Here is a 23,692-nt window from a genome sequence, read left to right as displayed (position 1 = left end):
TGGGGTAAATGGGCAAAGGTTTATTCGAAAAGGGCGCCCCAATGGCCAGACATCTGATCACCTCTGCAATTCCTTATATCAACGGAATCAAGCATTTGGGCAACCTTGTGGGCAGCCAGTTGCCTGCCGATCTTTATGCCCGTTATTTGCGCGCGCGCGGCCACGAAGTGCTGTTTCTTTGTGCCACGGATGAGCATGGCACCCCCGCCGAGCTGGCTGCGGCCAAGGCGGGCCAACCGGTTGACGCCTATTGCGCGGAAATGCACGCCGTTCAGGCCGAGATTGCGCGCGGCTTTGCCCTGTCGTTTGACCATTTCGGGCGGTCGTCCAGTGCGGAAAACCGCGTGCTGACGCAGGCCTTTGCCAAGCGTTTGGCCGAAGAGGGGCTGATCCGCGAAGTGGTCGAGCAGCAGATGTATTCGGTGGCGGATGGCCGGTTTTTGCCCGACCGCTATATCGAGGGCACTTGCCCGAATTGCGGGTTCGAGTCTGCGCGCGGCGACCAGTGTGACAACTGCACCAAGCAGCTGGACCCTGTTGATCTGATTAACCCGCGTTCGACTGTTTCGGGGTCAACCGATCTGGAGCTGCGCGAAACCAAGCATCTGTATCTGCGCCAGTCGGAAATGAAGGGCAAGCTGTCGGAGTGGATTGAGAGCAAGTCCGATTGGCCGGTTCTGACCACCTCGATTGCCAAGAAATGGCTGAATGACGGGGACGGGTTGCAAGACCGTGGCATCACCCGCGATTTGAAATGGGGCGTGCCTGCGCAGTTTGACGGCGCACCTTGGGCGGGGATGGACGGCAAGGTGTTCTATGTCTGGTTCGATGCGCCGATCGAATATATCGCCTGCGCGCAGGAGTGGGCGGCGGCCACGGGCAATGATTGGGAACGCTGGTGGCGCACCGACAAAGGCGCGGATGACGTGACCTATACCCAGTTCATGGGCAAGGATAACGTGCCGTTTCATACGCTTAGCTTTCCGGCCACGATTTTGGGCTCGAATGAGCCGTGGAAGCTGGTCGATTACATCAAGTCGTTCAACTATCTGAACTATGACGGCGGTCAGTTTTCCACCTCGCGCGGGCGGGGGGTGTTTATGGATCAGGCGTTGTCGCTGTTGCCTGCCGATTACTGGCGCTGGTGGTTGCTGTCGCACGCCCCTGAATCGTCGGATTCCGAGTTTACGTGGGAGAATTTCCAGCAATCGGCCAATAAGGATTTGGCGGATGTGTTGGGCAACCTCGTGTCCCGCGTCACCAAGTTCTGCCGGTCGAAATTTGGTGAGGTTGTGCCGGAGGGCGGCACCTGGGGCGCGGCCGAGGATGCGCTGATTGCCGATATTGAAACCCGCCTGCGCGCCTATGAGGGCTATATGCAAGCGATGGACGTGCGCAAAGCGGCGATTGAGTTGCGCAGCATTTGGGTTGCGGGCAATGAGTATCTGCAAGCCAGTGCGCCGTGGACCGTGGTAAAAACCGACCCCGCGCAGGCCGCCGCCCAGATTCGTTTGGCGCTGAACCTGATCCGCGTTTACGCTGTGATTTCGCAGCCGTTTATCCCGGCAGCGGCAGAGTCGATGATGGCGGGTATGAAAACCGATGATTGGTCCTGGCCAACCGATCTGCGTGCGGCGCTGAATGCGCTGCCCGTGGGCCATGCGTTTGAGGTGCCCGAGGTGCTGTTCCGCAAAATCACCGATGACGAGCGGGTGGAATGGCAAGAACGCTTTGCAGGTGTGCGGGGCTGACGGTCTGCCCTGCAAGGTTGTGATATCAGATGCGATAATCGCGCGCTGTAGCTTTGCAGCGCGCGTTTGTTTTGTAAGCGCCGGTTTGCAGATCAAACACTGGTTGCCCTATGATAGGTTCAGCCGCGCCACAAGATTGTCGAGCGCAAGGGTGTAGCCTTCAAGATGCCCTGCAACCCCGCCTTTACCGACGAAAGACGTGATCTGATCGGTCAGCTTTAGCCGCGACCCGGCCTTGCCGTGTTGCTCAATCTCAAAGGTGATAAGGGCAATCGTCAGGATCGCATCGCCTTCCCACAGCTCCTCGGTAAAGGTGATCAATTCGTCTTGATTTACAAGGTGGTAAGCCACTTTCACCGTCCAGCTTAGGTCCTTTGCGCTGCCGCAGCGCCCCAGTTCCTGACCACCGGTTCGTACGTCGGTTTGATCGATGATGATCACCGTTTCAGGCGAGGACGCCGACCAGATTTCGCGCTCTCTTGGGTCTGTATAGGATTGAAACAGGCGCGCGGGCGGAACGTTGAAATTGCGCTCAAAAACAAGGGTTTCGTGATGCATATCCATGGTCTAGTCCTTTCGAGAGGAGGCGAGGTGGGAGGCAAGCCGATCAAGCCGCCCTTCCCACATTGCACGTCGATTGGTTAGCCAGTCGTCGATGGCGTGGATGGCCGGCGGATGGATAAAACAGGTGCGCACGCGGCCTTTTTTCGCGCTTCGGATCAGCCCGGCACGCTCTAACACGCCCAAATGTTTGGTGAATGAGGGCAGCGCCATGGCATGTGGTTCTGCCAGGGCGCTTACCGTGGCGGGGCCGTGCATAAGTTGTTCGATGACCGCAAGGCGGGTTGGGTCGCCCAGGGCGTGAAAGCTGCTGTGTAGATGGTTATCCATAGGGCTAAGTTATCACCTGTCGTGGCGGGTGGCAATAAAAACATTTCCATTTGGCTAACTATTGTCGCGGGTCTGGACCTTTTGCCGCGACGTGTTGCGCCATGCAATCTGCCAACGCGTTCAGCGCGGCATCGCCCAAATCATCCACCGAAAAGGTTTCCAGCCCGTGTTCCAGCCCCTGTTCCAGCCCCCGTTCCACCCTTGCACGGTGGCGGGAATAGCGGGGGTCATAATGCGCGGCCATCAGGCTTGCGGCGAGCGGTTCAAACGCGCCGGTTGCAGCTTGCGTTTGCCAGAGGTCTATTTGTTCCGCCGAATGGGCATTGCGCAATCTGCCAATTACGCCAGTTAGCCGCGTGGTATCGGCGACCAGATCGGCATAGGCGGTGACCAGATAGCGGGCGCGGGCCGCCACGGGGGCCACCACTTCGAACCGCTCGGCGGCGATCATCGCCTTCCAAAGCATCGGCGGCAGGCGGCAGTTGCCAACTTTGGAGCTCTCGGCCTCAATCACCACAGGGCGCGTGGGGTCAAGGCTGTCAATCGCCGCGGCCAGCGCCGATTCAAATGCCTTTTGGCTGGGTTGCCCACCTGCCATCGCGCCAAACAGGCTGCCGCGATGATGCGCCAGCCCTTCCAGATCAAGTACTTGTATGCCGCGCGCCGCCAAACGGTGCAGCAGGGCGGTTTTGGCCGATCCGGTATTGCCATCCAGCAAGATCACAGGGCAGGGGAACGGCTGGTCATAAAGCGCCTGCACCACCAGGCTGCGATAGGCCTTATAGCCCCCCGAAACCAGCTCTACCCGCCAGCCGATCTGGCTGAGGATGGACGCAAAAGACCCCGATCGCTGCCCCCCGCGCCAGCAATAGACCAGCGGCTGCCAGCCCCCCGGTTTGTCGGCCAGCGGCCCTTGCAGATGCGCGGCAGCATTGGCGGCCACCAAGGCCGCGCCGATCTTGCGGGCGCGAAACGGGCTGTCTTGCTTGTAAATCGTGCCCACCTCGGCGCGCTCGGCATCATCCAGAACGGCCAGGTTGATAGCACCGGGGATATGATCTTCGGCAAATTCGGCAGGGCTGCGCACATCGATGATGTCGTCAAACCCAAGCTGGGCCAGTTGCGCAAGAGAGGTGAGAGTTATTGCCATGTCGGCCCTTCTTACGCGATAGGCTGCCGCAGGAAAAGCCGCGATCTATGGCTCCCCGCACGCCGTCTGATTTCATCTTGGTCCAAATACCTGCTGCCCTTTGGCCAAGGGGGCCAACCTAACAGGCCTAGAACCCGGCCTCGCACCGCGCCAGCAATGCGGCCATCATCGCCTCGCAGCGCTGCAATTGCGCCAGTTCGACATATTCATCCGGCATATGGCCCTGCGCCATTGCACCCGGCCCGCAGATCACGGTGGGCAGGCCCAGCCGTTGGGCAAACATCCCGCCTTCGGTGCCATAGGCCACTTTCAGGTGCGTATTGCCACCGGTCAGGCCTTTGACAAAGCTGACAACATCCGCGTCGGCCTCGGTTCCCAATCCCGGATAATCCCACAGCCGCTCAACGGTGATGGCGGCTTCGGGGAAGTCATTGCGCAGGGGGGCCACAACCGCCTCGGCCACGGCCTCGACCCGCGCGATCAGCGCTTGTGGGTCATCTTGCGCCAAAGAGCGGATTTCCATGTCGATCACACATTGATGCGCCACCACATTCACCTGCACGCCGCCGGTGATCTTGCCCATATGCAGCGTGGTATAGGGCACGTCATAATCGGCATCAGACGGGCCTGTCGCCGCCACCTCGGCCTGCAAGGCCCGCACGCCCATGCCAAAATCCATCGCCATATGGATTGCATTCAGCGCCTGGGGCGCCAGCGACGAATGGCCCGCGCGGCCCTGACAGGTCACGCGCAGCGCCACTTTGCCTTTGTGGCCGATCGCGGCCTCCATGCTAGTGGGTTCGCCCACGATGCACAGGCGCGGCGGCACAGACCACTCGGCCATCGCGTCGATCATCGACCCCACGCCGCGGCAGCCGATTTCTTCGTCATGGGACAGCGCCAAAATCAGCGGCACTTTCAGGTCGCGTTTGGCTGCCTCTAACATGCAGGCAATGGCGCAGGCGTCAAAGCCTTTCATATCGGTGGTGCCGCGGCCATAGAGGCGGCTGCCCTCTTGCGTCACCTCAAAGGCCGGTCGCGTCCAGGCCTGGCCTTCGACCGGCACCACATCGACATGGCCTGACAAGATCACCCCCGGCACATCGGCAGGGCCGACACGCGCCCAGAGATTGGCCTTTTCGCCGGTCTCGTCAAAAATCAGCGTGCTGGGAATGCCTGCTTCGGCCAGCAGCCCCTCGACAAAGCGCAGCAAGGGCAGGTTGGTCATATGGCTGACGGTTTCAAAACCGATCAGACGGTCAAGTATGGCACGCATGTCCATGGGGAAACTCCGGTTCATTCCCGCCTGTCATAGCCTAAGGGGGCGCGTTGCGGCACCCCCAAAACGCCTATTCCTGCGCCCGCAACACTTGGGCGGGCCGTGCCGCAAGGGGGCGCCAGACAAAGGCCAGACCTGCCAGCAAGGTTGCCAAGACCCCGCCGATGACAATGGCCAGCGCCGACAGCGGTTCAAAGATAAAGGTGGTTTCCATAACGAAATGCATGACACCCCAAGCCGCCAGACCGCCTGCAAGAATCGCCACCACGCCTGCTGCAGCCCCTGTCAACGCCGCCCGCAGCGCGAAACTGCCCATGATCTGCGCACGGCTGGCGCCAAGGGTTTTCAGAACCGCTGCCTCATAGATGCGCAGACGCTCGCCCGCTGCTGCAGCCCCGATGAGGACGACAAAGCCGGTCAGCAAAGTGGCCCCCGCAGCCCAAGCCGTGGCCGTGGCAATGGCCGACAGGGCATCGGACACGCGGTTGATCGCATCGCGCACCCGCACGGCCGTGATGTTGGGGTAAGCCCCTGCCACATCGCGCAGCAGCCGCGCCTCGGATGCAGCATCGGAATAGACCGTCGCGATGAAGGTATGCGGCGCGCCCGCCACCGCAGCAGGGTTAAGCATCATCACAAAACCCATTCCGCCGGTTGAGAAGTCAACCTTGCGAAAGCTGGTGATCTTGGCCTCGATATCGCGGCCAAGGATGTTGACGGTGACTGTGTCGCCCAGTTTCAACCCGATCTCATCGGCCTCTTCCTGCGCAAAGGACAGTTGCGGTGGGCCTGTGTAATCAGAGGGCCAGAAGGTGCCGCCGGTCAGTTCGGTGCCCTCGGGCAGGGTGGCGGCATAGGTCACGCCACGGTCGCCGCGCACAACCCAATGCTCGCCCGCGACCTGACGCGCGTCGACGCCGTTGATCTTGGTCACTACCCCGCGCAGCATGGCCGCAGATTCGACGCGCGTTACGCCGGGGTCGGCCTTGGTGCGGGTTAGAAAACCGTCGATCTGGTCATTCTGGATATCGACAAAGAAATAGCTGGGGGCAACGCTTGGCAGATCGCGGCTGATCGCGGCCCGCAGGTTCGCATCAATTTGCCCGACCGAGGCCAGCACTGTAAGCCCGAGACCAAGCGAGAGGATGACCGAGGCCGCCTCATCCCGCGGCCCGCCGATGGCGGCCAGTGCCGCGCGCAGACCGACATGGCCCCGCGCCAGCCCCGACCGCGCCAAGGCCCGCGCGGCAAGGCGTAATCCGTAAGCAGTGGCCCATAAGATACCCAGCGCCGCCACGACACCAGCCGCCGCCCACAGCGCCAGAAACGCAAGGCCCGACAGCCAGGCCGCGCCGCCGATCAGCAAGGCAACCAGCGCCACCAGCGCCAGCCAATGCACCCAGTTTGGCCAAGCCACACGTCCGTCGCCACCACGGTACAGCACAGCCGCCCGCACATTTTGCACCCGCGCCAGCGGCCAAAGCGTGAACAGCAAAGCGGTGACACTGCCGTAAAACGCGGCCTCGGCCAGTGGTGCGGGATAGAGGGCGAAATCCACCGGAAACGGCAATGACGCCTTGATCAGCGGCGACAGCGCCAGCGGCACGCCTGCGCCCAAGATCAGGCCCAGTGTCACGCCCAGAACCGTCAGCGCCCCGATTTGCATCAGATAGGTTTGAAAAATCATCCGCCCGCTGGCGCCGAGGGTTTTCAGCGTGGCAATTGTTGCGATTTTGCCGTCGAGATAGGCGCGTACTGCGGCTGAAACGCCGACACCGCCGACCGCCAGACCAGCAAGCCCCACCAGCACAAGAAAAGACCCGATGCGTTCGACAAAACGCGCCACGCCGGGGGTTGCGCGGCGGCTATCGGACCAACGCAAGCCTTTGTCACGGAACGCGTCTTCGGCGCTGGCTTTGGCTGCATCAAGATCGGTTTCGGGGGGCAGGAGAAGCCGGTATTGCGATTCAAACAGGCTGCCCGCGCTGATGAGCCCCGAGTTTGCCAAGGCGCTGGTTAGCACAATCGTGCGCGGGCCAAGGCCAAAGCCGCCGGTCGCACTGTCGGGTTCCTTGACCAGCACTGCCGACAGGCGAAAGCTTTGCGTGCCCATTTTGAACGGGTCGCCAAGGGCAAGGCCCAAGCGATCAACCAAAACACGGTCCATCACCGCACCGGGCAGATCATTTTCTACGGCCAAGGCCTGCGCCAGCGGAATTGCGGGATCGAGTTCGACCGCGCCAACCAAAGGATAGGCGCTGTCTACGGCTTTTACTTGTGTCAGGGCGCGGTCTTCGCCGACCACAGCCATCGAGCGGAAATCAATCACCTCGGAGGTCGCCATGGACATGGCGTCCATAAAGGCGCGCTCTTCATCGGTGGCGGTGCGATAGGTGAATTCCATCTGCGCATCACCGCCCAAAAGGGCAGCGCCTTGTGTCGCCAAGCCGCCCTCAATCGCGGAACGCACCATGCCGACGGCGGCAATCGCGGCGACACCCAGCGCCAGACAGGCCAGAAACACCCGAAACCCCTGCAAGCCACCGCGCAATTCGCGCCGTGCCAGTTTGGCCGCCAACATCAGGCTCATGCTGCGTCCTCGACCGCGTCGGTGTCGATCATTCCGTCCTTAAGCCGGATGATGCGCGAGCAACGCTCGGCCAGTTCGGGGGCGTGGGTGACCATGATCAGGGTGGCGTCATGCCGGTCGCGCAGGCCAAACAGCAGGTCCATAATGGCCGCGCCGTTTTTGCCATCAAGATTGCCGGTGGGCTCATCGGCCAGCAAGATCGCGGGGCGAGGGGCGGCGGCGCGGGCAAGGGCGACGCGCTGTTGCTCGCCCCCCGACATCTGGCTGGGGTAATGATCCATGCGGCTGCCCAGACCGACGGCGTTCAATTCGGCGGCGGCACGGCCAAAGGCGTCTTGCACCCCGCCCAGTTCCAGCGGCAGGGCCACGTTTTCCAGCGCGGTCATTGTCGGAATAAGGTGGAAAGATTGGAACACCACCCCCATATGATCTCTACGAAAGCGCGCGAGCTTGTCTTCATCCATAGCGGTCAGATCATGCCCCAAGGCGTTGATCGCGCCGGATGTGGCGCGTTCCAGCCCGCCCATGACCATAAGGAGAGACGATTTGCCCGACCCCGAAGGCCCGATCAGCCCCAAACTTTCGCCGCGCTGGACGTTCAGCGTAATGCCGCGCAAAATGGAAACCGGGCCTGCATTGCCCGCAAGCGTCAGCGCTATGTTGTTTAGCGCCAGAATGGGTGTCGTCATGAAATCTGCCCTTCGGTCCTGCCTTACCCTTCCATATGGGGCGGCGCGCGCTGTTCGCAACATTGTTTATACGATGATTTTAGGCTTTTCCGTCGCGGGCGGCGCAATGGCGGCCGATTTGCCGAAAGTATTGGCACTGGGTGACAGTTTGACGGCGGGCTATGGTTTGCCGCCCGAGGACGGGTTTGTGCCGCGGTTATCGGGCTGGCTGGCGGCGCAGGGTGCGCAGGCCGTTGTCGTCAATGCGGGGGTGTCGGGCGATACCACGGCGGGCGGTGCGGCGCGGCTGGAATGGTCGCTGTCGGAAGGTGCGGATGCGATGATCGTGAACCTTGGTGGCAATGACATGCTGCGCGGTTTGCCCCCTGCCGAGGCGCGGGCCAATCTGACGAAGATTCTGGAGGTGGCCAAGGCCAAAGGTTTGCCGGTTTTGCTGGTGCGGCTGCTTGCGCCTGGAAACTATGGCCCTGACTACAAAGCCGAGTTTGACGCGATTTACCCTGATCTGGCGGCGCAATTCGGGGTGCTATTGTCGCCGGTTTATTTCGCGCCGATTGCGACGGCTGATGGCGGGCTTGACCCTGCCTTTATGCAGGCAGACGGTATTCACCCCAACCGTGAAGGCGTGGCGCGGATAGTCGAGGCGTTGGGGCCAGAGGTGATCGCGCTATTGGCGCAGATTAAACGCTGACCGCGCTTGCGCTTGCGGATGGGTTGCGCAACAAAAAGGCCACGCAAACCGCAGGGACGTTATATGACTTTGATCGCCGAACTAACACAGGCTTTGGGCGCGGCGCATGTGCTGACGGGGGCAGACCGTGCGGGCCATACGGGCGATTGGACGGGCAGCTATACCGCCGATCCGGTGGCGGTTGTGCGCCCTGCCAACACGGCTGAGGTGGCAGCGTGTGTGCGTATTGCCGCCAAATACGCGGTGCCGGTGGTGCCGGTTTCGGGCCGCACCGGGCTGGTGGGTGGGGCGATGACGCAGGGCGGGCTGATGATCTCGGTCGAGCGGATGAACCGTATCCGTGAAATCCGCCCGCAGGCCCGCATCGCTGTGGTTGAGGCGGGGGTTATTCTTGACAGTTTGCACGCCGCTGCCGAGGCCGAGGGGTTGTACTTTCCGCTGTGGTTTGGCGCGCGAGGTTCGGCCATGATCGGGGGGGTGCTTTCCACCAATGCGGGTGGGTCGAACGTGCTGCGCTATGGGTCAACCCGCGCTTTGTGTCTGGGGCTAGAGGTGGTTTTGGCTGACGGGCAGGTGCTGAACCTGATGTCGGAACTGCATAAGGACAACTCGGGCTATGATCTGCGCAATCTGTTCATCGGGGCCGAGGGCACGTTGGGCATTATTACGGCGGCAGTGATGAAGCTGGTGCCACGGCCGCGCGCCTATGCCACGGCGACGCTGGCCGCGCGGTCGCTGCCCGATGCGTTGGTTTTGCTGAACCGTTTGCGCAACGAGACTGGCGGCGCGGTGGAAGCGTTTGAATATATGCCTGAAAGCTATATGCGCAGGTTGGCAGAGGCGCGCCCCGATATTCGCCAGCCGTTCACCCCGCGCCAACAGGTCAATATTCTGGTCGAGGTTGGCGCTGTTGCCCCGCGTGATGCCACCCCGAATGACGCGGGCGATGTGCCGGTGGTGGCGCTGTTGACGCAGGTTCTGGCCGATATGCTGGAGGAGGGCACCGTGCTTGAGGCCGAAATCGCGCAGAATGAGGCGCAGCGCCGTGCGATGTGGGAACGCCGCGAGCTGGCCGCCGAAATCACCTTTGCCCGCAAACCGGCGATTGATACCGACATTGCGGTGCCGGTCGATCAGGTCGATACATTCTTGCAGCGCATGGCGGCCCGCCTGCCATCGCTTGACGCGGGGGCCGAGGATATTTGCGTCGCGCATTTGGGGGATGGGAACGTGCATTATACCGTGTTCCCGACCCGAGATGACGCAGCCCTTTATGATGCAGTGGTTGAGGCGGTCGAGGATGAGGTGCAGGCGCTGCACGGCAGTTTCTCGGCCGAGCATGGCGTGGGATTGTCAAAACGTGCGTCGATGGCGCGGCGCAAAGACCCGGTGGCGCTGGCGGTGATGCGGTCGGTCAAAGCGGCGCTTGACCCCGAAAACCGTATGAATCCCGGCAAGATTATCCCCGATCTTGCCTGAACAGTGCCAATGTGGGGGCCATCGATTGCCATTCACGGCTGTGGGGCTTTAGCCGCGCCACAAGGGGCAACCAACGCAGCCAACCTGCCGTAACGCCGGCTTGTGCCCAAATGCCGGGCGCTTGGGCGCGGTAGGCCGCGAATGCCGCATTTTGCAGTGTCTGGGCCGTGCCTGCGGGGGCGTTCAGCCCATCGGCCAAAAGGCTGTGGACAAAGATCATCAGATCGATAGCCAAACCGCGCGGGTCGGATTTTACATCGGAAAATCGTTCAAGATCAATGAAGTGAACCGCCTTCCCATCCCAGCACATATCGCGGATTGCGGGGCGGCCGTGGCGGTAGCTGGCCAGATGCAGGCGGGCCAAAGCCGTACCTGCGGCAGCAAAGATGGGGGTGCCATCGCCCGAAGGGTGCCACATCAAATGGCGCAGTGTTGGCCCCAGATCGGGGGTGACAAACCAATCTTGCCCCTCGGCCAGAACAGGGGCTACGGCGTGGCCCAAGCGGCCCAAAAGGTGCAAGCCGGCCCATTCGCGCGCAAAGCCTTTCATGCCGCTGCCCTTTTGCAGCCGCATCCGCCCCGTCAACCGCTCGGCCTGTTTTAGCCAGACCCTGCGGCCATCGGGCAGCGCAAGCGGCATCACGCGGGCATAGGGCCCGGCCAAGGCCGCTGCGACAGCTGCATCCACCGCCTCATCGACTGCGGGGGTATTAACGCCAGTCAAAGAAGCCTGCCGGTGCGCGGGCCAACAGGCGTTGGGCCAAGGCCTGCCCAAGTGCTGTGCCATCGGTCGCAGGCCCGCGAATATCATCGGCCAAAGATTCCGATCCGTCGGGGCGCAGAATTTCACCGCGCAGCCAGATCTGGTCGCCTTCCAGGATTGCCAGTGCTGCAATCGGCGTTTCGCAAGAGCCGTCCATTTCGCGCAAGAACGCGCGTTCGGTATTCACGCGCAGGCCGGTGGGCGTGCAGTGAATGGCATCCAGCAAGTTGCGCACCCGTGCGTCATCCGAGCGTTGCTCAATCCCGATTGCGCCTTGGGCGACGGCGGGCAGCATTTCCTCGGGTTCAATCGCACAGCGGGCCATATCGGCCATGCCGAGGCGGTTCAGCCCTGCCATGGCAAGGAATGTGGCCGAGGCGACGCCATCCTGAAGCTTTTGCATCCGCGTTTGCACGTTGCCGCGAAATTCGACCAGCTTTAGGTCGGGCCGGCGCAGGGCCAGTTGTGCCCGACGCCGCAGGCTGGACGACCCGACCACAGCGCCTTGCGGCAGATCGGCCAGACTGGCCGCTGTTGGCGACAAAAACCCGTCGCGCACGTCTTGGCGCGGCAAATAGCATTGCAGCACCAAACCCGCAGGCTGCTCGGTCGGCATGTCTTTCATCGAATGCACGGCGATGTCGATGCTGCCATCCAGCAGGGCATCCTCAATCTCGCGGGTGAACAGGCCTTTGTTGCCGATTTCTTTCAGCGGGCGGTCGGCGTCGATTAGCAGGCGGTTGTCGCCGCTGACCTTGATGATGACCACCTCAAAGGCGGATTCGGGCAAGGAATGTGCCTGCATCAGACAGCGCCGCGCCTCATGCGCCTGCCACAGGGCAAGCGGCGAGCCACGGGTACCAATGCGCAAGGGCTGGGCGGGGGAGGGGCGTGCGTTTTTCATGGCCCCTTCCTAGCGTTCCACTGCGGCGCTTTCAACTGGCGATGATGTGTCATATTGACAAGCGCGCCACATCTTGGAAGTCAGGGGTGCAAGTTGAATTGGAGAGCCTGATGACCGAGAAAACCATCCTGCGTGCGCTGCGCGGCGAAACCCTGCCCACGCCCCCGATCTGGATGATGCGTCAGGCGGGGCGCTATTTGCCGGAATACCGTGCCACCCGCGAACAGGCGGGGGATTTTCTGAAGCTGTGCTATAACCCCGATCTGGCGGCCGAGGTAACGTTGCAGCCGATCCGGCGCTATGGCTTTGATGCGGCCATTCTGTTTGCCGATATTTTGCTGTTGCCGCAGGCGCTTGGCGCGGATTTGTGGTTTGTGACGGGCGAGGGGCCGCGGCTTTCGACCATTACCGATATGGCAGGGGTTCAGGCATTGCGCCCCACCGCCGATATTCACGAAACGCTGTCACCGATCTATGAGACGGTGAAGATTTTGGCGCGCGAATTGCCGCGCGAGACCACGCTGATCGGCTTTGCCGGTGCGCCGTGGACGGTGGCGACCTATATGATCGCAGGCCGTGGCACGCCCGACCAAGCCCCTGCGCATAAGTTGAAAGACACTGACCGCGCGGCCTTTGTGGCGCTGATTGACCGGATTACAGATGGCACGATTGAGTATCTGGATGCCCAAGTGCAAGCGGGGGCCGAGGTGGTCAAGCTGTTTGATTCCTGGGCCGGCAGCCTGAAAGGCGCGGATTTCCATGATTTCGCGCTATTGCCTGCCAAGCGGATTATTTCCGAGCTGAAGCGGCGCCACCCTAACCTGCCCGTGATTGCCTTTCCGCGTGAGGGTGGTGACGGCTATATCGGCTTTGCCCGTGCGACGGGCGCTGATTGTGTGGCGCTAGACAATTCGGTGACGCCGGAGTGGGCTGCGGCTAATGTGCAGGTGGATGGTTGTGTGCAAGGCAATCTTGCATCGCATCACATGGTTACGGGCGGGCAGGCGCTGATTGACGAGACGCGGCATATTGTAAAAGCGTTTTCCAAGGGGCCGCATATCTTTAACCTTGGCCACGGGATTACCCCTGATGCCGACCCTGACAATGTAAGCCGGATGATCGAGGCCGTGCGCGGCGGCTGAGGGCAGAATAGGTATTTGAGCCAAGATGAAATGGGGGGGGCGGGTGTGACCTGACCCCCTGTTTTTTTGCGATTTCTTTGGGGCGCGGAGAGGCCGATCCTTTTTTTGGCGTTGGCGATTGGCTGCTGGTTTTGGTGGCAATTTTGGCGGTTTGGGTGGGTTTGGCCGAGCGGGGGCGCCCATCGCGGCGCGGTGGTCGCCAAAATACCTGCTTGCGCAAGGCGCGGCTTTGGGGTCGTCTGAGAGAACCGGAACAAGGGGGCAAGCATGCAGGACTGGTGGCGCAATTCGGTAACCTATCAAATCTATCCCCGCTCGTTTCAGGACAGTGACGGTGATGGTATTGGCGATATTGCAGGCATTACGGCGCGGCTGGACTATGTGGCCAGCCTTGGGGTCGATGCGATCTGGCTGTCGCCGATCTTTACCTCGCCTATGGCTGATATGGGGTATGACGTATCGGATTACACCGGCATTGACCCGCTGTTCGGCACGATGGCGGATTTTGACGCGATGGTCGCAAAGGCGCATGACCGGGGGCTGAAAGTGATTATCGATCAGGTGATCAGCCATTCATCCGACAAGCACCCGTTTTTCGAGGAAAGCCGTTCCAGTCGCGATAACCCGCGTGCCGATTGGTATGTTTGGGTTGACCCGATGCCTGACGGCACGCCGCCCAACAATTGGGTTTCGGTCTTTGGTGGATCGGCATGGGAGTGGGATTCGCGCAGGCGGCAGTATTATTTGCACAATTTCCTGACCTCGCAGCCGGATTTCAATTTTCACAATCCGGATGTGCAGGATTGGTTGCTGTCTACCATGCGGTTCTGGCTGGAGCGGGGGGTGGACGGCTTCCGGCTGGATACGGTGAATTTTTATTTCCATGATCAGGATTTGCGGTCCAACCCGCCCGACCCGCGCAATACGGCCGTGCCCAAGGTTAACCCCTATGACATGCAAGATCATCTTTATTCCAAGAACCGGCCGGAAAACCTGAGCTTTCTGGAACGTTTGCGTGCCCTGACGGATGAATTCGACGGCCGCGCCATGGTGGGCGAGGTGGGCGAGTCGCGGCGCGCGGGCGAGATTATGGCGCAATACACTGCGGGCGAGACGCGCCTGCATATGGCCTATTCATTCGATATGCTTGGCCCTGAATTTACCGCCGAGCATTTCCGCCAGAAGATCGAGGCCTTTTACGCGGCGGCCCCGAATGGTTGCCCGTGTTGGGCCTTTTCCAACCATGATGTTGTGCGCCATGTCACGCGCTGGACCGCGTTCGGCAGCCAAGACGCGCTGGCGAAACAGGCGATTGCGATGCTGGCGGGGTTTCAAGGCTCTTTATGTCTGTATCAGGGCGAAGAATTGGGCCAGACGGAAACCGACATCCTGTATTCCGAGTTGACCGACCCGCCGGGGTTCAAGTTCTGGCCCGATTATAAAGGCCGCGATGGGTGCCGCACGCCGATGGTTTGGGATGACAGCGATCAGGCGGGTTTTACCTCTGGTACGCCGTGGCTGCCGATCAAACCGCCGCAAAAGGCGCGCAATGTGGCAGGGATGGGCGCGGGGTCGGTTCTGGAAAGCTATCGCGAGACGCTGGCGTTTCGCAAGAACACACCCGCGCTGCGCCATGGCCGCACCGTTTTTCTGGATTTGCCCGACCCGATTTTGGGCTTTTTGCGCGATGATCTGATGTGCCTTTACAACCTGTCGCCAAACAACGCGATGCTGACGCTGAGCGCGGTGCCAAGCCTTGTTGGGCCGTGGCAAAACGCCGAGATAGAGGGCAATACCCTGACGCTGGGCGCCAATGGCTTTGCCTTTCTGACCACAGCCTAGGGTTTGCGCAGCTTTGGTGGGGGCGGGTTTGGCGGCGCCAGATCGGCCAAAATCGGGCAATCTGGCCGGTCATCACCGTGGCAGCAGGCGACCAGATGCGACAACGTGTCCTGCATCGTCTGCAGGGCTGCGATTTTGTCGGAAATCTGGGCAAGGTGCTTTTGCGCCACCTCTTTGACATCGGCACTCGCGCGGCTTTGGTCTTCATAGAGTGAGAGCAGCACGCGGCAATCCTCAATCGTAAAGCCCAAGGCGCGTGCGCGGCCCAAAAAGCCCAGTTTGTGCACGTCGCTTTCGCGAAAGGCGCGGTAGCCGTTGCTGTCGCGCAAGGGGCGGATAAGGCCGACTTCTTCATAATAGCGGATGGTTTTGGCGGGCAGGCCTGCCCGTTGCCCTGCCTCTTTGATATTCATGCCCGCGCCCCCGCGACCCACCGCAGGCGCAGCGCGTTTGTCAGGACAAAGATGGATGACATTGCCATCGCCCCGGCGGCCAGAACCGGTGACAGTTGCACACCCCAAACGGGGTACAAAAGCCCCGCCGCGACGGGGATCAGCGCGGCGTTATAGCCAAAGGCCCAGAACAGGTTTTGCTTGATGTTGCGCATCGTCGCGCGGCTGACCTCAAGCGCCGAAACCACGCCGCGCAAATCGCCAGACATCAGCACCACATCGGCTGCCTCTATCGCGACATCGGTGCCGGTGCCAATCGCGATGCCCACATCGGCCAGCGCCAGAGCGGGGGCGTCATTGATACCGTCGCCGACAAAGGCCAGCCGCAAACCCTTGTCACGCAGGGCTTGCAATGCGGCAACCTTACCATCGGGCAGAACCTCGGCGATGACCTCTTTGATGCCCAGCTCGCCCGCGATCACGCGCGCGGTTTCGGTTGTATCGCCCGAGATCATCACCACCCGCAGGCCCATCGCTTTGAAGGCCGCAATCGCCTCGGGGGTGCCGGTTTTGACCGGGTCTGCAACGCCGATAGCGGCCGCAATCTGGCCATGCAAGGCGGCAAAAAGCGGGGTTTTGCCGTTTGTGGCCAGCGTGTTACCTGCTTTGGCCAAATGGCCCAATTCTACGCCTTCTTGTGCCATGAACCGGGCCGAGCCGATCAGCACGCGTTGCCCGGCCACTTGCCCCGAAATCCCGAAACCGGTGTGCGAGGCAAAGTCAAATGCGGGGGGCAATTCCAGCCCGCGTTCCCGGGCCGCGCGCAGGATTGCCTGCGCGATCGGGTGTTCGGATTTGGCCTCGATCGCGGCGATGCGGGCCAGCACGACATGGCTGTTAAAGCCCTGAGCGAGGACCAGATCTGTCATCTCGGGGCGGCCGGCTGTCAGGGTTCCGGTTTTATCCAGAGCCACCACGTCAATCGATTGCAAAGCCTGCAACGCGGCCCCTTTGCGAAACAGGACCCCAAGCTCGGCGGCGCGGCCTGTGCCGACCATGATCGACACTGGCACCGCCAAGCCCATTGCGCAGGGGCAAGCGATAATCAGCACAGCCACACCGGCCACAAGCGCATGGGTCAGTGCGGGTGAAGGCCCAAAGACCAGCCAGATCAGCACTGTAACCGCCGCCGCCAACAGCACCATTGGCACGAACCAGCCAGTGATTTTGTTTACCAGATCCTGCACCGGCAGCCGCGCGCCCTGCGCCTGCGCCACCATGCGGATTATCTGCGCCAGCATCGTATCGGCCCCCACGCGCAAGGCGCGGTATTGCAAGGCCCCTGTGCCATTCACCGTGCCACCTGTGACCATCGCGCCGGGGGCTTTTTCAACGGGGGCAGGCTCGCCCGTGATCATGCTTTCATCGACATAGCTGCGCCCGTCGATCACCTCGCCATCTACGGCGATTTTCTCGCCGGGGCGCAGGTGCAAGATGTCACCAACGACCACCGCATCCAGCGGCAGTTCCTGCACGGTGCCGTCGCGTTCGACCTGCGCGGTTTGTGGCGCAAGGCCAACCAGCCGCGCAATCGCGGCACCAGTGCGACCTTTGGCACGGGCCTCGAGCCAGCGGCCCAGCAGGATCAGCGTGACGATTACCGAAGCGGCCTCATAATACACGGCCTGCGCGGTGCTGGGCAAAAGCGCGGGTGCAAAAGTTGCCACGAGAGAAAAGCCGTAAGCCGCGGCTGTGCCGATCATCACCAATGCGTTCATATCGGGGGCAAGATGGCGCAAGGCTGCCCAGCCGCGTGTGTAAAACACCCGCCCCGGCCCGAGTAGCACCAGAGAGGTCAGCGCGAATTGGACCAGCCAGCTGTTTTGCGTGCCGATTGTCTGCGCAATCCAATGGTGAAAAGCTGGGACCAAATGCCCCCCCATTTCCAATGAAAACACCGGCAGCGTTAGCACCAAAGCTGTGATCAACTGCCGTTGCAAGGTCAGGATTTCTTCGGCCTTGTGGTCGGGGGTGGCTGCCACCTCTTGCACTTTTGCTACATAACCAAGATCGGATACGGCGGAAATCAGGGCGTCTTTCGCCAGCGCACCCGCCAAAAATCGAACATCGGCGGTTTCGGTCGCCAGATTTACCTGTGCCGAAACGACCCCGTCCAAAGCTGCCAATCCGCGCTCGACCCGCCCGACACAAGACGCGCAGGTCATGCCCTCAATCGCCAGGGTGATATGCGATTGCCTTGCGCCAAAGCCTGCACTTTCCAAGGCCGCCGCAAGGGCGGGTGCGGCGCCACCCTGCACACGTGCCGTGCCATTCGCGAGGTTCGCTTCGGCCTGGCCAACACCGTCTACTGCAGCCAAGACCCGCTCTACCCGGCCTACACAGGCCCCGCAGGTCATGCCCTCGACTTCAAATATCATTTCGGCCATTGCGTCCTCACTTTTGGTACCTACATAGGGGTTCTAGTCACTGGAAGGTCAAGGGCCTGTGGTGCAAATATTTGGCTTGACCTTCCCCCAACGGGAACCTCACAGATTCCCCCGACATATGAGGAGCCATTATGACAACGCTTTCTATTCCTGACATGAACTGCGGCCATTGCAAAACGGCGGTCGAAACTGCGATCCACAAGCTTGACCCTGCGGCCGCTGTGCTGGTTGATCTGGTCGCGCGTCGCGCCGAAATCACCTCGGCCAAGACCGAATCCGCGTTGATCGCAGCGCTTGCTGCCGTAGGGTTTCCGGCGCAAACGGTCTAAGCGCCCTTGCCCCTGCCGCGCGACAGCGGCACAAAGAGGTAGGGCGGAGGACCAACGCGGCACAGGTTGTGGCGCGCAAAACCGGAGTGTGCCATGATCCTTGAGAACCGCTTGTTCGAGACGCTGAAGCTGGGTGATACCGCAAGCGCCACGCGGCTGTGTACGGCCGATGATCTGTTCATCTTTGCGTCGGCCACGGGCAACCATAACCCGCTGCACCTGCCGGGGCTGGATGGCGATGGTGACGGGCAGGCCGAGGCGATGGTGCCTTCGGCCTTTGCGGCATCTTTGGTCGCGGCTTTGCTGGGGTCGCATTTGCCGGGGCCGGGCATTACGACGCTGTCGCAAGACTATACTTTTCATACCCGCGCCAAAGCCGATGACGAGCTGGTGACAACGGTTACCGTGACGGGGCTGGATAACGGAGTGGTGACGCTTGCGGCGCAAGTGATCCGCGAAATCGACGACATGCTTATCTTGTCCGGCTCGGTGCGGGTGCAGGCGCCTGCCAAATCCTACCGCGTTGATGGCTCTACGCTGCCGGGGCTGACCGTGCGCCGTCACCGGCATTTTGAGGCGATTCTGGCCCGCGCCGAGCCTTTGCCACCTTTGCGCACCGCTGTGATTTGCCCCGAGAATGCCGCCTCGTTAGGGGGTGCTATTCTGGCGATGAAGCATACGATCATCACGCCGATCCTGATTGGTCATTTGGGTAAAATCCATGCCGCAGCGACCGAGCTTGGCGCCGATTTGTCGGGGGTCGAGATTATCGAAGAGGCCCATCACGCCGCAGCCGCCGCCCGTGCTGTGGCACTGGTCCGGGAGGGGCGCGTCGATGCGGTGATGAAGGGCAACCTGCACACCGATGAAATGCTGCGTCCGATGGTCGTGCGGGAAACCGGCCTGCGCATTGGCCGCCGCTTGACGCATATTTTTGTGATGGATGTGCCGGGGCTTGCCCATCCGTTGCTGGTGTCGGATGCGGCGATCAATATTGCACCCGATCTGGCGACCAAGGTTGATATTGTGCAAAACGCGATTGATCTGGCGATTTCTATTGGCATTGCCCAGCCGCGCGTGGGTGTTTTGTCGGCGGTGGAAACGGTTAACCCCGATATTCCTTCGTCGCTGGATGCGGCGCTGCTGTCTAAAATGGCGGAACGTGGCCAGATTACTGGCGGTTTTGTCGATGGCCCTTTGGCGATGGACAATGCGGTATCAATGGCGGCGGCGCGTATTAAAGGTATCAAATCCGAGGTGGCAGGCCGCGCCGAAGTGCTGGTTGTGCCGGGGATCGATGCGGGGAATATGCTGGCCAAACAGCTTGCCTATATCAGCCATGCCGAGGCGGCGGGGCTGGTAATGGGTGCGCGCGTGCCGGTTATCCTGAACTCGCGGTCCGACAGCTCTATGGCGCGGCTGGCGTCTTGCGCGGTTGCGGCGATCCACCATGCCCGCATGCAAGAAAAGGCCGAGTGAAACCCGTTTTGGGTGCCGCACTGATCCAGGGGCGGGGCGCGTGGGCTGAGGGTGCCGCAAGGGGTAGGGGTTTTGCGGCACTTTATGCTATTGTGACTGGTACAAAATTCCGGCCCTGCACGCCTTGAAAAGCGGACACTGTCGTGGTCAGACTTGCCAAAATGAAAGGCAGGAAGATGCGGATCTTTATCAACGGATTTGGCCGGATCGGGCGGTCGGTGTTGCGGGCCTTTTTGCAATCGCCTGACCGTTGGCCTGGTTTGCAGGTGGTCGGCGTGAACGATATTGCCGCCCCCGATATGTGCGCCTATTTGTTCGAATATGACAGTATTTTTGGCCCATGGCGCGGCACTGTTGGCCAAGAAGGTTCGGATTTGATAATTGACGGGCATCGCATTCCGATGCACCGCGTGTCGGATATTTCAACGCTGGATCTGCGCGGCGTTGATTTGGTTCTGGAATGCACAGGCCGCGCTGACGGGCGTGAAATGGCGGCCCGTGGTTTGCGGGCCGGTGCCGCGCGGGTTCTGGTTTCGGGCCCGTCCAAGGCTGCGGACTATACTGTGGTATTGGGCGCGAATGAGGCGGGGTTAAATCTGCGCGACCACCGCATCTTGTCGAACGCGTCTTGCACGACCAACGCGCTGGCGCCGCTTGTGGCGTTGATCGAGGCCGAGTGGGGGGTGGAAACCGGTTCCATGACCACGATCCACTGTTACACGGGCAGCCAGCCCACGGTTGACGCCCCCGCCGCCGATTTTGCCCGCAGCCGTGCGGCCGCCGTTTCTATGGTACCGACGACCACCTCGGCGCAGCGCTTGCTGGATGAGGTTTTGCCCGCGCTGGCCGGCCGGATAGAGGGGTCGGCCGTGCGGGTGCCGGTGGTTAGTGTGTCAGCGGTTGATCTGGCGGTGATGACCAAACGGCCCGCCAGCGTGCAGGCGGTGAATGCGGCGTTTCGCGCGGCTGGCGGGGTGATCGGGGCGACGGACCGCGCCTTGGTTTCCACCGATATGCGGGCGCGGCGGGAAAGCATTGTCATGGCCTGCCCCGAAACCCGTATCACGGCCGGTGGTATGCTGCGGGTGTTTGGTTGGTATGATAACGAATGGGGCTTTTCCAACCGGATGTTGGACGTGGCCCGCCTGATTGGGCAAGGCGAATGAAGGCCGCGCTGGATGCGATTGCCGCGGCCAGCCGCGCCACCGATGGCCGCGTGCTGATTGCGATTGCGGGGCCGCCGGGGGCGGGTAAATCCACGCTGGCCGAGGCTTTGGCCGACCGGATTGCCGGGGCCGCCGTGGTGCCGATGGACGGGTTTCATCTGGACAATACGGTGCTTGAACAGCGCGGCCTGCTGGCCCGCAAAGGTGCGCCGGAAAGCTTTGATGCGGCAGGTTTTTTGAACATGGTCACCCGTCTGAAACGCGGTGAAGAGGTGGTGATCCCTGTGTTTGACCGTGCCCGCGATATTGCTATTGCGGGGGCGCGGGTAATCGGGCCAGAGCAGCGCGTGTTGCTGATCGAGGGCAATTATCTGCTGCTGGACAGGGCGCCTTGGAACCGACTGGCAGGGTGCTGGGATCTGACAATCGGCATCGAGGTGCCGTTGCCGGTGTTAGAGGCGCGGTTGGTGCAGCGCTGGCGCGACCACGGGCTGATGCAGGCGGCGGCGGTGGCACGGGCCATGGGCAATGACATTCCCAACGCGCAGCAGGTTGTGGCGGGTTCGGTTTCTGCCGATGTGGTGATCCGGCAGGGCTAGGGCGCGCCGCGCCGGCGCTTGCGTCACGGCAAAAACAATGCGACTTTGCAAATAGAATTCATTGGTGGCCACGGGCCGCCAAGACGCATTTTGAAAGGCAGGCATATGAAGCAAATCCCCCTTGGGTCAACGGGCCTTATGGTATCAGAATTCTGCCTTGGCACGATGACATGGGGCCGCCAGAACTCCGAGCGCGAAGGGCATGACCAAATCGCTATGGCCTTGGATCATGGGGTAAATTTCTGGGATACAGCCGAGATGTACCCGACAAACCCCGTGCGCAAGGAAACCATCGGCGGCACGGAAAAGATTATCGGCAACTGGTTCGGCCGCAATGGCGGGCGCGAAAAAGTGGTGCTTGCGACCAAGATTGTCGGCGAGGGCACCAGCTATGTTCGCGATGGCGCGCCGATCACCGGGGCCAGCCTGCGTGACGCGGTCGAGGCATCGCTGCGCCGTTTGCAAACCGACTATATCGATCTGTTTCAGCTGCATTGGCCGAACCGTGGGTCCTACCACTTTCGCAAGATCTGGAACTACACCCCGCCAGCCACGCCCGCAGCCGAGGTTTTCGCCGATATGACGGATGTTTTGCAATCGGCGGCAAAGCTGATTGCCGAGGGTAAAATTCGTGCGATCGGGCTGTCGAATGAAAGCGTTTGGGGGGCTGCCAATTTTATCCGCTTGGCGCAGGCCTTGGGGCTGCCACGAATGGCGAGTGTGCAGAACGAATATTCACTGCTGTGCCGCCAGTTTGATAGTGACTGGGCCGAGTTTTCGGTGATGGAAAACATGCCCTTGCTGGCGTTTTCGCCCCTTGCTGCGGGGTTGCTGAGCGGGAAATATGCGGGCGGCGTGGTGCCTGATGGCACGCGGCGGGTGAACAGCCCCGAACTGGGTGGGCGCGTTACGCCGCAAGTGTTTGAGGCGATTGCCGCCTATTTGGGCATCGCGGCGCGGCATGGGCTGAACCCGAACATGATGGCGCTGTCTTTTGTGCGCAACCGTCCGTTTCCGGTGATCCCGATTATCGGGGCGTCAAACCTTGATCAGTTGCGGATGAATATTGATGCCGCCGATCTGGTGCTGTCTGATGAGGTTATGGCCGAAATCGATGAGGCGCATCGTGCCTTTCCGCAGCCGTACTGACATGCAGCAGTTTTGGGGTTTTGGCCGTGTTGCGGTATTGGCGTTTGCTTTGGCGGGGTGCCAGTTTGGCGGGTTTGGCGGCGCCGAGGTGCCTGCAACCGATGTGGCGGCGCCATCGGCCCTGCAAGGGCCTGCGGTTGAGGTGACGACGCTTGCCCCGATCGGTCAGGAGTCTGTTGCGCCTGCCGCACCCGCAACGGATGCCGAAGCAAAGCCGCCGACCCCATTGGTGAAAACCCCCGGACAGTTGGCCTGTGAGGCAAAGGGCGGGCGCTTTGTTGCCTTGCCCGGCTCGGGCGCGATGACCTGTCAGTTTGTGACCCGCGATGGTGGCAAACAATGCCGCCGTGAAAGCGATTGTGATGGTGTTTGCCTTGCCAGATCAAACAGTTGTGCGCCGGTAAAGCCCCTTTTGGGCTGTCAGGATATTTTGCAGAATGACGGGCGGCGGGTTGAATTATGTATAGACTGATCGCGCTGCTTTTGCTTGCTGGCTGTGTTGGCAAAACGTCTGCGCCCGCCACGGGCTATCGCAAGCCTGCGACGCAGATCTATTCGAACGCCGTGCTGGAAAATGACAAGCTGGTTGGCAAATGGGTGCAGGTGGCCGAGTTTGCGCCGCAGGGGGCGCCGGGCTGTGCCAAAGGCGGGGCGGATATTTCGCGTGGTGCCAAAGGCTTGACGATTGCGGCGCGGTTGTGCCTTGGTGGGGTTTCCACACCGTTTTCGGGGCCTTTGGTGGCAGCCGGGCCGGGCCGGTTTACCCCGCCCAAAGGCGAGGCGTGGTGGGTGATTTGGTCGGATGTCGGCTATCGCACGCTGGTTATTGGCACGCCGTCGGGGCGGTTTGGGTTTATTTTGAACCGTGGCGGCGCTTTGCCTGACGACCGGATGCGCGCCGCGCGTGAAGTGTTGGATTGGAACGGCTATGATCTGGCGCGGTTGCGCTGATGGCGGTTT

Annotated in this window: 22 protein-coding genes; 12 read left to right on the top strand and 10 right to left on the bottom strand. The window is 61.4% G+C overall.

Annotated elements, in window-relative coordinates; translation table 11 throughout:
• Positions 1-41: 41 nt before the first annotated feature.
• Entirely contained in the window at positions 42-1,751 is a 1,710-nt protein-coding gene (gene metG, locus AKU79_RS07060; protein ID WP_050522887.1) for a methionine--tRNA ligase, read from the top strand.
• A gap of 108 nt (positions 1,752-1,859) precedes the next feature.
• On the opposite strand, the gene AKU79_RS07055 is transcribed toward metG, so the two are convergent.
• The 6 genes from AKU79_RS07055 to AKU79_RS07030 all read right to left on the bottom strand — a co-directional run bounded on the left by AKU79_RS07055 (position 1,860) and on the right by AKU79_RS07030 (position 8,350).
• Positions 1,860-2,315, bottom strand: coding sequence for an SRPBCC domain-containing protein (locus AKU79_RS07055; RefSeq protein ID WP_050522886.1), 456 nt, complete (start codon positions 2,313-2,315; stop codon positions 1,860-1,862).
• A gap of 3 nt (positions 2,316-2,318) precedes the next feature.
• Positions 2,319-2,642: an ArsR/SmtB family transcription factor gene (locus AKU79_RS07050; protein ID WP_050522885.1), complete on the bottom strand. Its 324-nt coding sequence runs from the start codon at positions 2,640-2,642 to the stop codon at positions 2,319-2,321.
• A gap of 58 nt (positions 2,643-2,700) precedes the next feature.
• Entirely contained in the window at positions 2,701-3,792 is a 1,092-nt protein-coding gene (gene mnmH, locus AKU79_RS07045; protein ID WP_050522884.1) for a tRNA 2-selenouridine(34) synthase MnmH, read from the bottom strand.
• Positions 3,793-3,919: 127 nt separating this feature from the next.
• On the bottom strand, positions 3,920-5,074 hold the full coding sequence (gene argE / locus AKU79_RS07040) for an acetylornithine deacetylase (protein WP_050522883.1): 1,155 nt from the start codon (positions 5,072-5,074) through the stop codon (positions 3,920-3,922).
• A gap of 67 nt (positions 5,075-5,141) precedes the next feature.
• Positions 5,142-7,661: an ABC transporter permease gene (locus tag AKU79_RS07035; RefSeq protein WP_050522882.1), complete on the bottom strand. Its 2,520-nt coding sequence runs from the start codon at positions 7,659-7,661 to the stop codon at positions 5,142-5,144.
• On the bottom strand, positions 7,658-8,350 hold the full coding sequence (locus AKU79_RS07030) for an ABC transporter ATP-binding protein (protein WP_050522881.1): 693 nt from the start codon (positions 8,348-8,350) through the stop codon (positions 7,658-7,660). The genes AKU79_RS07035 and AKU79_RS07030 overlap by 4 nt, the downstream gene beginning before the upstream one ends.
• On the opposite strand from AKU79_RS07030, the gene AKU79_RS07025 reads away from it, so the two are divergent.
• Positions 8,349-9,041 (top strand): arylesterase, encoded by a 693-nt coding sequence (locus AKU79_RS07025; RefSeq protein ID WP_050523075.1) that lies wholly within the window; start codon positions 8,349-8,351, stop codon positions 9,039-9,041. The two genes, AKU79_RS07030 and AKU79_RS07025, sit on opposite strands and share 2 nt — an antisense overlap.
• A 63-nt stretch (positions 9,042-9,104) precedes the next feature.
• On the top strand, positions 9,105-10,520 hold the full coding sequence (locus tag AKU79_RS07020) for an FAD-binding oxidoreductase (protein ID WP_050522880.1): 1,416 nt from the start codon (positions 9,105-9,107) through the stop codon (positions 10,518-10,520).
• On the opposite strand, the gene AKU79_RS07015 is transcribed toward AKU79_RS07020, so the two are convergent.
• A complete protein-coding gene (locus tag AKU79_RS07015) occupies positions 10,501-11,244 on the bottom strand; it encodes a BUD32 family EKC/KEOPS complex subunit (RefSeq protein ID WP_050522879.1) in 744 nt (247 codons plus the stop codon). The genes AKU79_RS07020 and AKU79_RS07015 overlap by 20 nt on opposite strands.
• The gene (hemC, locus tag AKU79_RS07010; protein ID WP_050522878.1) at positions 11,231-12,187 is read right to left on the bottom strand and encodes a hydroxymethylbilane synthase; all 957 of its coding nucleotides are present in this window, start codon (positions 12,185-12,187) and stop codon (positions 11,231-11,233) included. The genes AKU79_RS07015 and hemC overlap by 14 nt, the downstream gene beginning before the upstream one ends.
• Before the next feature lie 110 nt (positions 12,188-12,297).
• Between hemC and hemE the strand changes: the two genes are divergently transcribed.
• Both hemE and AKU79_RS07000 read left to right on the top strand, forming a co-directional pair.
• Positions 12,298-13,329: a uroporphyrinogen decarboxylase gene (gene hemE, locus AKU79_RS07005; RefSeq protein ID WP_050522877.1), complete on the top strand. Its 1,032-nt coding sequence runs from the start codon at positions 12,298-12,300 to the stop codon at positions 13,327-13,329.
• Between the two features lie 267 nt (positions 13,330-13,596).
• Positions 13,597-15,171 carry an alpha-amylase family glycosyl hydrolase gene (locus AKU79_RS07000; protein ID WP_050522876.1) on the top strand — a complete coding sequence of 525 codons (1,575 nt, stop codon included), beginning with the start codon at positions 13,597-13,599 and terminating at the stop codon, positions 15,169-15,171.
• Here the strand turns inward: AKU79_RS07000 and cueR are convergent.
• The gene (gene cueR, locus AKU79_RS06995; RefSeq protein ID WP_050523074.1) at positions 15,168-15,584 is read right to left on the bottom strand and encodes a Cu(I)-responsive transcriptional regulator; all 417 of its coding nucleotides are present in this window, start codon (positions 15,582-15,584) and stop codon (positions 15,168-15,170) included. The genes AKU79_RS07000 and cueR overlap by 4 nt on opposite strands.
• Positions 15,581-18,010 (bottom strand): heavy metal translocating P-type ATPase, encoded by a 2,430-nt coding sequence (locus AKU79_RS06990; protein WP_050522875.1) that lies wholly within the window; start codon positions 18,008-18,010, stop codon positions 15,581-15,583. Before AKU79_RS06990 ends, cueR begins: the two co-directional genes overlap by 4 nt.
• Positions 18,011-18,141: 131 nt before the next feature.
• On the opposite strand from AKU79_RS06990, the gene AKU79_RS06985 reads away from it, so the two are divergent.
• The 7 genes from AKU79_RS06985 to AKU79_RS06955 all read left to right on the top strand — a co-directional run bounded on the left by AKU79_RS06985 (position 18,142) and on the right by AKU79_RS06955 (position 23,683).
• A complete protein-coding gene (locus AKU79_RS06985) occupies positions 18,142-18,339 on the top strand; it encodes a heavy-metal-associated domain-containing protein (RefSeq protein WP_050522874.1) in 198 nt (65 codons plus the stop codon).
• 93 nt (positions 18,340-18,432) lie between these two features.
• A complete protein-coding gene (locus AKU79_RS06980) occupies positions 18,433-19,818 on the top strand; it encodes a bifunctional enoyl-CoA hydratase/phosphate acetyltransferase (protein ID WP_050522873.1) in 1,386 nt (461 codons plus the stop codon).
• Positions 19,819-19,994: 176 nt separating this feature from the next.
• Entirely contained in the window at positions 19,995-20,984 is a 990-nt protein-coding gene (locus AKU79_RS06975) for a type I glyceraldehyde-3-phosphate dehydrogenase (RefSeq protein WP_231580114.1), read from the top strand.
• Positions 20,981-21,583, top strand: a complete 603-nt coding sequence (locus AKU79_RS06970; RefSeq protein ID WP_050522871.1) for a nucleoside triphosphate hydrolase — start codon at positions 20,981-20,983, stop codon at positions 21,581-21,583. The genes AKU79_RS06975 and AKU79_RS06970 overlap by 4 nt, the downstream gene beginning before the upstream one ends.
• A gap of 105 nt (positions 21,584-21,688) precedes the next feature.
• A complete protein-coding gene (locus tag AKU79_RS06965; protein ID WP_050522870.1) occupies positions 21,689-22,732 on the top strand; it encodes an aldo/keto reductase in 1,044 nt (347 codons plus the stop codon).
• A gap of 1 nt (position 22,733) precedes the next feature.
• Positions 22,734-23,204 (top strand): hypothetical protein, encoded by a 471-nt coding sequence (locus tag AKU79_RS06960; RefSeq protein WP_156209539.1) that lies wholly within the window; start codon positions 22,734-22,736, stop codon positions 23,202-23,204.
• On the top strand, positions 23,192-23,683 hold the full coding sequence (locus AKU79_RS06955) for a lipocalin family protein (protein ID WP_050522868.1): 492 nt from the start codon (positions 23,192-23,194) through the stop codon (positions 23,681-23,683). Before AKU79_RS06960 ends, AKU79_RS06955 begins: the two co-directional genes overlap by 13 nt.
• Positions 23,684-23,692 lie beyond the last annotated feature (9 nt).

This window comes from Pseudorhodobacter wandonensis (genome assembly GCF_001202035.1).
Classification (GTDB): Bacteria; Pseudomonadota; Alphaproteobacteria; order Rhodobacterales; family Rhodobacteraceae; genus Pseudorhodobacter; species Pseudorhodobacter wandonensis.
Note: the sequence above shows the minus strand (reverse complement) of the source record. Positions and strands in the feature narration are given on the sequence as shown.